We start from the raw sequence: 7,423 nt of genomic DNA on the forward strand, positions 1-7,423 counted from the left end.
CGCCCCGCCCGCCGGCGTACCGGCCACGGCGGTGCCCGCGCGCGGCCGGCCGCAGACCTCCGCCCCGGCCGCGCCGGGCCGGGCCGGCGCCCAGCGCGCCGGCACCCCGCAGGACCCCGGACTCGACCTGGACGACCTGGCGCGCCGCCTGCTCGACCCGATGGCCCGGCTGCTCCGCACCGAGCTGCGGCGCGGCCGGGACCGCACAGGCCGCCCCTACGACGGACGCCGCTGAGGGCACGGCACGGAACGGATGACGGACGAATGACGGACAGCATCTTCGCGACGAGCGTGTTCTTCCGGCTCGCGATCGGCGGGAACGACCTGGGCGCCTTCCACACCTGCTCCGGCATGGGCGCCGAGGTGGAGATGGAGAACTACGCCGAGGGCGGCAACAACGGCTTCACCTGGCACCTGCCCGGCCGCGTGACCTGGTCGAACATCACGCTCACCCGCCCGGTCACCGCCGACACGGCGAAGATCGGCCGCTGGCTGGACGAGACGCTGCGGCGGGTGGAGCCCAAGGACGGCGAGATCGTGGCGCTGAAACCGGACCTGACGCGGATCATCAGCTGGCAGGTGTTCGGCATCGTCCCGGTGCGCTGGCAGGGCCCGTCCTTCGACCCGTCCAGCTCGCAGGCCGCGGTGGAGACGCTGGAGATCGCCCACGAGGGGCTGCGCCCCTCCTGACCCGCTCCCGAAGAGACCGCGCACCCCGCGCGCCCAGCGCCCCGCCCGCCCGTCCCGGAAAGGAAGCCCCCGCATGTCCCCAGCGGTCCGCGCCAGCAGGGCCCGGGCCCAGCTGACCCTGAAGGAGCCCCCCGCCTCGGTCGGCGCCAGGCCCGGCGGCACGATCGCGCGGCTCGACCTCCAGTTCAACCCGGCCACCCTGCAATTGCAGAAGACCACCGAGTGGCGGCGCTCCCCGTCCCGGATGGCCGGGCAGTCGGCGCTGCCCGAGTTCGTCGGCAGCGGCCCGCGCACGCTGAGCCTGGAGGTGTTCCTGGACGCCACCGCCACCCACGACAACTCCGTGGAGCAGGCGGTGGAGAAGCTGATGAAGGCGTGCGTGCCGACCCCGGCGAGCCTCGGCCGCAAGAAGCCGGCCAGCCCCTGGGTGCGGTTCGAGTGGGGCACCGCGCGGACGACGTCGTTCGACGGCGTGCTGTCCAGCCTGTCGGTGACCTACACGCTCTTCGACGTGGACGGCAAGCCGCTGCGGGCCACCTGCGCGCTGTCGATCGAGGAGGCGAGCGTCGACCCGCCCGGGCAGAACCCGACGTCCGGCGCGCGCACCGCCCGCAGCACGCACACCGTCGTGGCGGGCGACAGCCTGGCCCTGCTGGCCTGGCGGGAGTACGGCGACGCGACGGCCTGGCGGGTCATCGCGGAGGCCAACGACATCGACGACCCCATGGCGCTCGTGCCCGGCACCGAACTGGTGGTGCCGGGGCTGCGGGACGCGGGCGGTGAGGAGGAGCGGTGACCACAGCGGCGGAGCGGGGCGGCCGGTCGTTCGCGGCGGACCCCGTCGTGGAGACACCGGGCGAACTCCCACCGGTCTGGGCCGCCCAGCTGGTGAGCTGCGTGGTGGACGAGAACGTGGGCCTGCCCGACGCGGCGGTGCTCACCTTCCGCGACCCCGACCACGAGTTCCTGCGGGCGACCGGCATCACCATCGGCACCCCGCTGCGGGTGTCGGTGGTGACCGTCGGCGGACAGTCGCGCGAGCGGCTGTTCACCGGTGAGGTGACGGCCCTGGAGGTGGACCGGGACCGCACCGGCTCCTTCACGGTGGTGCGCGCCTACTCCAAGGCGCACCGGCTCCAGCGGGGCCGCAAGGTGGTGGCGTACCGGAACATGACGGCGGCGGCGATCGTCCGCAAGGTGGCCGCCGGGGCCGGGCTGGCCTGCGGGACCGTGCAGGCCGCGCCGGTCACGTACCGGCAGCTCTCCCAGGCGAACGTGTCCGACTGGGAGTTCCTCCAGTACCTGGCGGGGGAGAGCGGCGCGCAGGTGCGGGTCGACGAGCGGGGGCTCCTCCAGTTCACCAGGCCGCAGAAGGCGTCCGGCGCGCCCGCGCCGTCGACCTCGGCCACCCGCGACCCGATGGTGCTGGAGTACGGGCGGAACCTGCTGGCGCTGCGGGCCTCGCTGTCCGCGGCGGACGGCGCGCAGCAGGTGGAGGTGCGCGGCTGGGACGTCACCACGAAGCGGCCGCTGGTGGCCCGGCAGCCGTCGGTGACCAGCGACACCGTGGTGCCGGGCCTGAGCCCGGAGTTCGCCGCCCGGTTCGGCAGGTCCGCCAAGCTGACCGTCACCGACACCCCGTACCGCACCCAGGCCGAGACGACGGCGGTCGCGGACGCCACGGCCGCCCAGGTCAGCGCCGGCTTCGGGGAACTGGAGGCGGTGGCCGAGGGCAACCCGCTGCTGCGGGCCGGCAAGCCCGTGGCGCTCGGCAACGTCGGGCAGGCGTTCTCCGGCAAGTACACCGCGACGGCGGTGCAGCACGTGCTCGAACCGCACGGCGGGTACCGCACGACGGTGTGGGTCAGCGCCAGCCCGGACCGCTCCCTGACCGGCCTGGTCACCGGCGCCAACGCGCCGAGCCGCGGCCCGCGCATGCCGGGTCTGGCGATCGGCGTGGTGACGGACGTCCGCGAACCCGGCGGCGCCGAGAGCGGCGCCGTGAAGCTGAGGTTCCCGTGGCTGGACGACACGTACGTCACCGACTGGGTGCGCACCGTGCAGTGGGGCGGCCGGGGCGGCGGGGGCGTGGTGAGCCCCGAGGTCAACGACGAGGTCCTGGTCGGGTTCGAACAGGGCCTGCTGGACAGCCCGTACGTCATCGGCGGGCTCTACAACGGCGTGGACGGGCCCACGCCGCACGACGTCCCGCTGGTCGACCCGACCACCGGCAAGGTCAACCGCCGCACGATCGCCTCGCGTTCGGGCCACCGGGTGGAGCTTCTGGACGCGCGGGCCCCCGGCCGGTCCGGTCTGCGGCTGCTGACCGGCGACGAGCGCCTGGAGGTGTTCCTCGACGACCGGCAGGACCGGATCGAGCTGACCGTGTACGCCAGGGGCCGCCGGCCCCTCACCTCCGTGCTGCTCGACCGGAACGGCATCACCCTGGACGCGGGACGGGGCAATGTGAGCGTGTCGGGCCGGAACGTGGACATCAACGGCAGGGTCGGGGTGAAGATCGGCGGCCGTTCGGTGAGCGTGACCGGCAGTTCGGACGTCACCGTCGACGGCGGCCTGCTGGGCGTGCTCAAGGCCAGGCTCATCCGCATCAACTGACCCCCCTCCCCGACGTATCGCAGATCTCGCAGAAGGAGCGCCGCATGCCGGCCGCAGCCCGTACCGGCGACCCCACCGACCACGGCGGTCGCCTCACCACCCCGCCGCCCGCCGCCGCGCGGGCGGTGGCGACCGTGCTGATCGGCGGCCGCCCCGCCGCCGTCGTGGGCAGCCTCGCCGTCTGCCCGGTCCCCCCGCACGCGGCTCTGGGACCGGCCAACGTGATCGTGCCCGACCCGGCCGGGGCCCTGGCCGGACAGGTCCTGATCGGCGGGCTGCCGGCCGCCCGCCGGCGCGACCGCACGGCGTGCGGCGCGATGGTCCTGACGGGCGCCGCGAACGTCCTGATCGGCGGTGTGTGATGGGCGAGCGCTTCATCGGCCGCGGCTGGGCGTTCCCGCTGCGGGTCGGGCCGACCGGCGGGATCGGCATGGTGGAGAAGGAACGGGAGATCGAGGAGGCGATCCGCCTGGTGCTGGGCACCGCGCCCGGCGAGCGCCCCATGCGCCCCGAGTTCGGCTGCGGCATCCACGACTACGTCTTCGCCCCCGGCGACGGTGCCACCGCCGGACGCGTCGCCCAGCAGGTGCGCGAGGCCCTGGAGCGGTGGGAGCCGCGCATCGCGGTGGACGACGTGGTGGTCGCCTTCGACGCCGTCGAGGCCGGCACGCTCTACATCGACGTGCACTACACCGTGCGGTCCACCAACGACCGGCGCAACCTGGTCTTCCCCTTCTACACGATCCCCTCCGAGCCGGGGGCCGGGGAAGGGGACGCGGACTGATGGCCCTGCCCTCCCCCAACCTGGACGACCGGCGCTTCCAGCAGCTCGTCGACGAGGCGAAGCGGTACGTGCAGCAGCGCGCCCCGGAGTGGACCGACCACAACGTCTCCGACCCGGGGGTCACCCTGATCGAGACGTTCGCCTACCTGGTGGACCAGCTGCTGTACCGGCTGAACCGGGTGCCGGACAAGAACTACACCGCCTTCCTCGACCTGCTGGGCATCCGCCTGTTCCCGCCGGCCGCGGCCACGGCCGAGGTCGACTTCTGGCTGTCGGCGCCGCAGCCGGACACGGTGACGCTGCCCGCCGGCACCGAGGTGACGACCGCGGGCGGTGAGGGCGAGGACGCCGTGGTGTTCACCACCACCGACGAACTGCGCGTGCTGCCCAGCGAGTTGCATCGGCTGGTGACCGCGCCGCGGTCCGGTGAGCAGACCGACCGGACCGGCATGCTCGCCGAGGGCCGGGACGTCCGCTGCTTCCAGGCGGCACCGGAACCGGGCGACGCGCTGCTGTTCGGCCTGCCGACGGCGGTGCCGCGCTGTGTCGTGGCGGTCCGCCTGGACAGCCGGGTGGAGGGCGTCGGCGTGGACCCGCGCCAGCCCCCGCTCGTGTGGGAGGCGTGGGACGGCGGCGGCTGGCGGGTGTGCGAGACCGGCACCGACACCACCGGCGGCCTGAACCGGCCCGGCGAGGTCATCGTGTACGTGCCGGCCGGGCACACCGCGTCGGTGATCGGCGGGAACCGGGCCGGCTGGCTGCGCTGCCGGGTCACCGAGGCGGAGCCGGGCCAGCCGTTCTACTCGGAGTCCCCGACGGTGCGCGAGGCGGCGGTGTTCACCGTGGGCGGCACCATGTCCGTCGAGCACGCCGAGACGGTGACCGACGTACCGCTGGGCACCTCGGAGGGGGTCGCCGGGCAGACGTTCCGGCTGGACCGCCCGCCGGTCCTGCTCGACGGCGAGCCGCCCGTGGTGGAGGTGTCCTCGCCCGAGGGCTGGCAGCGCTGGGAGGTGGTCGAGCACTTCGGCCGCTCCGGGCCCGCCGACCGGCACGTCCGCGTCGACGCCACCACCGGCGAGTTCACCTTCCCGCCGGCGCTGCGCGAGCCGGACGGCACGCTGCGGCAGTGCGGCGCCGTGCCGCCCAAGGGCGCCCACGTCCGGGTGGCCCGCCACCGCACCGGCGGCGGCCCGGCCGGCAACGTCGCCCGCGGCGCGATCTCCGTCCTGCTCAGCTCGGTGCCGTACGTCGCCCGGGTCGGCAACCGGGAGGCGGCGCGCGGCGGTGTCGCCGGGGAGACCGTCGCCAACGCCAAGCTGCGGGCCCCCGAGGCGCTGCGGATGCAGGAGCGCGCGGTCACCGCCGAGGACTACGAGATCCTCAGCCGCCGGGCGGCGCCCTCGGTCCGCCGGGTCCGCTGTCTGCCCGCCGCGGAGGGCGCGGGCGCGGTACGGGTGCTGGTGGTGCCGGACGCGGTCGCCGACGAGGGCGACGACCGGCTCCGCTTCGAGCAGCTGATCCCCTCCGACCAGGTGCTCCGGGCGATCACCGAGAGCCTGGACGAACGGCGTCTGATCGGCACCCGCCTCGTCGTGGAGCCGCCGGTCTACCAGGGCGTCACCGTGGTGGCCCGGCTGTCGGCGGCGCCGGGCGAGGCGGAACGGGTGCGTCAGGCGGCGCTCGCCGCGCTGTTCCGGCACCTCAACCCGCTGCACGGCGGACCGGACGGCACCGGGTGGCCGTTCGGGCGGCCGGTGCAGTACGGGGAGGTGTTCGGCGTGCTCCAGCGCGCCACCGGCGACGCGCTGGTCGAGGAGGTCCGCCTGTTCCCCGCCGACCCGATCACCGGCCGCCGCGGCGCCCCGACGGACCGCATCGACCTGGCCGCCGGCGCGCTGGTCTTCTCGCACCAGCACCAGGTCGCCGTCACGGCGGTGGACCCGCAGACGCGGGCAGGGGGGCGGGGATGAGCCGCGCCGCCGTGCCCGGGCTGCCGAGCCGCCACCCCATCGGCGGGCAGCTGCCCGCCCTGTACGCCGACGACGACTTCGCGCAACGCTTCACCGCCGGGCTCGACACCGTCCTCGCGCCGGTGTTCGCCACCCTCGACAACCTGCCCGCCTACCTCGACCCGCGGGTGGCCCCGGCCGACTTCCTGACCTGGCTGGCGTCCTGGGTGGGGGCCGCGGACGACGCCCAGTGGCCCGTGGAACGGCGCCGCGAGGCGGTGGTCCGCGCGGTGGAGCTGCACCGGTGGCGCGGTACCCGGCGCGGCCTGGTCGAGGCCCTGCGGCTGGCGCTCGGCGTCCACGCCGAGGTGTCCGGGGACGGCGGCGCGGTGTGGTCGGACACCGCCGGGGCCGATCTGCCGCCGGCGCCGCCCGCCGAGACCCTGGTCCGGGTGTGGCCGGGCGAGGCGCGAGAGGTGGATCCGGACCGGGTCCGCGAGCTGGTCCGGGCCATGTGCCCGGTGCACACCCTCTGCCGGGTGGAGGTCCTGCCCGGCCCACCCGCCGACGAAGGGAGGTGACGCCATGCGCGCGTGCCCCGCGTGCGGGGCGTCCAACGGCCCCGCGGACGACTTCTGCGGCAACTGCGGGACGTACCTCGGCTGGTCGGACCCCCCACAGCCCGCGCCCCCCGACGGGCGTCCGTCCCCGGATCGTGAGCCGGGGTCTGACGGGCGTCCGGCTTCGGGTCTGGAGCCGGGGTCTGACGGGCGTCCGGCCCCGGGCCGGGGTCCGGAGTCCGGTGGGCGTTCGGCTTCGGATCGTGAGCCGGGGTCTGACGGGCGTTCGGCTTCGGCTCTGGAGCCGGGGTCTGACGGGCGTTCGGCTTCGGGCCGGGGTCCGGAGTCCGGTGGGCGTCCGGCCTCGGGCACGCCGTCCGCTTCGGACCGGGCGTCCGGGCTCCCGGCGGGTCCGGACGCCGTCCCGGCGCCGTCGGCGGACGAGCCCGGTCCCGCCGGGCGGAGCGGCCGCACCTCGTCGCTGCGCGCCCGGCTGACGGGACGTGGCCGCGACGGTGACGGGCAGGTGGCGGGCCGGGGTTCCGCTGCCGGGGATCGCCCGAGCGGTGGTTCCGGTGACGGGCGGGTGGCGGGCCGGGGATCCGCCGCCGAGGCACCCCCGCGCACCGCCCCCGGCCCGGAAAGGATCACCAGCCCGGCCCCCGCGCCCCGGTCCGCCCCCGACGATGTACGCCCGCGGTCCGCTCCTCCGGCGCCCGCGTCGCCGGGAGCCGGGTCCGACGACGTACCCCCGCGGTCCGCTCCTCCGGCCCCCGCGCCCCGGTCCGCCCCCGACGATGTACGCCCGCGGTCCGCTCCTC

The 7,423-nt window shown here is 75.8% G+C and carries 7 protein-coding genes and 1 pseudogene; all 8 read left to right on the forward strand.

Translation table 11 applies throughout. From position 1 onward, the window contains the following. Positions 1–235 (forward strand): annotated as a pseudogene (locus ACFF45_RS18050) (hypothetical protein); the annotation flags it as partial. A 29-nt stretch (positions 236–264) separates the two neighbouring features. Then, positions 265–690, forward strand: a complete 426-nt coding sequence (locus tag ACFF45_RS18055; RefSeq protein WP_381347151.1) for a phage tail protein — start codon at positions 265–267, stop codon at positions 688–690. A 73-nt stretch (positions 691–763) separates the two neighbouring features. Continuing rightward, positions 764–1,486, forward strand: coding sequence for a CIS tube protein (locus tag ACFF45_RS18060; protein ID WP_381347153.1), 723 nt, complete (start codon positions 764–766; stop codon positions 1,484–1,486). After that, positions 1,483–3,306: a VgrG-related protein gene (locus tag ACFF45_RS18065; protein ID WP_381347154.1), complete on the forward strand. Its 1,824-nt coding sequence runs from the start codon at positions 1,483–1,485 to the stop codon at positions 3,304–3,306. The genes ACFF45_RS18060 and ACFF45_RS18065 overlap by 4 nt, the downstream gene beginning before the upstream one ends. A 44-nt stretch (positions 3,307–3,350) precedes the next feature. After that, complete coding sequence (locus ACFF45_RS18070; protein ID WP_381347156.1) at positions 3,351–3,668, forward strand: PAAR domain-containing protein; 318 nt, start codon at positions 3,351–3,353, stop codon at positions 3,666–3,668. After that, positions 3,668–4,090: a gp25 family contractile injection system sheath assembly initiator gene (locus tag ACFF45_RS18075; RefSeq protein WP_381347158.1), complete on the forward strand. Its 423-nt coding sequence runs from the start codon at positions 3,668–3,670 to the stop codon at positions 4,088–4,090. Before ACFF45_RS18070 ends, ACFF45_RS18075 begins: the two co-directional genes overlap by 1 nt. Then, positions 4,090–6,063, forward strand: coding sequence for a putative baseplate assembly protein (locus tag ACFF45_RS18080; RefSeq protein WP_381347160.1), 1,974 nt, complete (start codon positions 4,090–4,092; stop codon positions 6,061–6,063). Before ACFF45_RS18075 ends, ACFF45_RS18080 begins: the two co-directional genes overlap by 1 nt. Then, positions 6,060–6,623 (forward strand): phage tail protein, encoded by a 564-nt coding sequence (locus ACFF45_RS18085; RefSeq protein ID WP_381347162.1) that lies wholly within the window; start codon positions 6,060–6,062, stop codon positions 6,621–6,623. The genes ACFF45_RS18080 and ACFF45_RS18085 overlap by 4 nt, the downstream gene beginning before the upstream one ends. Positions 6,624–7,423: the final 800 nt, after the last annotated feature.

It is taken from the genome of Streptomyces cinereospinus, assembly GCF_042430725.1.
Classification (GTDB): domain Bacteria; phylum Actinomycetota; class Actinomycetes; order Streptomycetales; family Streptomycetaceae; genus Streptomyces; species Streptomyces cinereospinus.

Excerpts from the sequence above, each read along its gene's own strand:
- ACFF45_RS18075 (WP_381347158.1), top strand. The coding sequence starts at position 3,668 with ATGGGCGAGCGCTTCATCGGCCGCGGCTGGGCGTTCCCGCTGCGGGTC.
- ACFF45_RS18085 (WP_381347162.1), top strand. The coding sequence starts at position 6,060 with ATGAGCCGCGCCGCCGTGCCCGGGCTGCCGAGCCGCCACCCCATCGGC.
- ACFF45_RS18055 (WP_381347151.1), top strand. The coding sequence starts at position 265 with ATGACGGACAGCATCTTCGCGACGAGCGTGTTCTTCCGGCTCGCGATC.
- ACFF45_RS18080 (WP_381347160.1), top strand. The coding sequence starts at position 4,090 with ATGGCCCTGCCCTCCCCCAACCTGGACGACCGGCGCTTCCAGCAGCTC.
- ACFF45_RS18070 (WP_381347156.1), top strand. The coding sequence starts at position 3,351 with ATGCCGGCCGCAGCCCGTACCGGCGACCCCACCGACCACGGCGGTCGC.
- ACFF45_RS18060 (WP_381347153.1), top strand. The coding sequence starts at position 764 with ATGTCCCCAGCGGTCCGCGCCAGCAGGGCCCGGGCCCAGCTGACCCTG.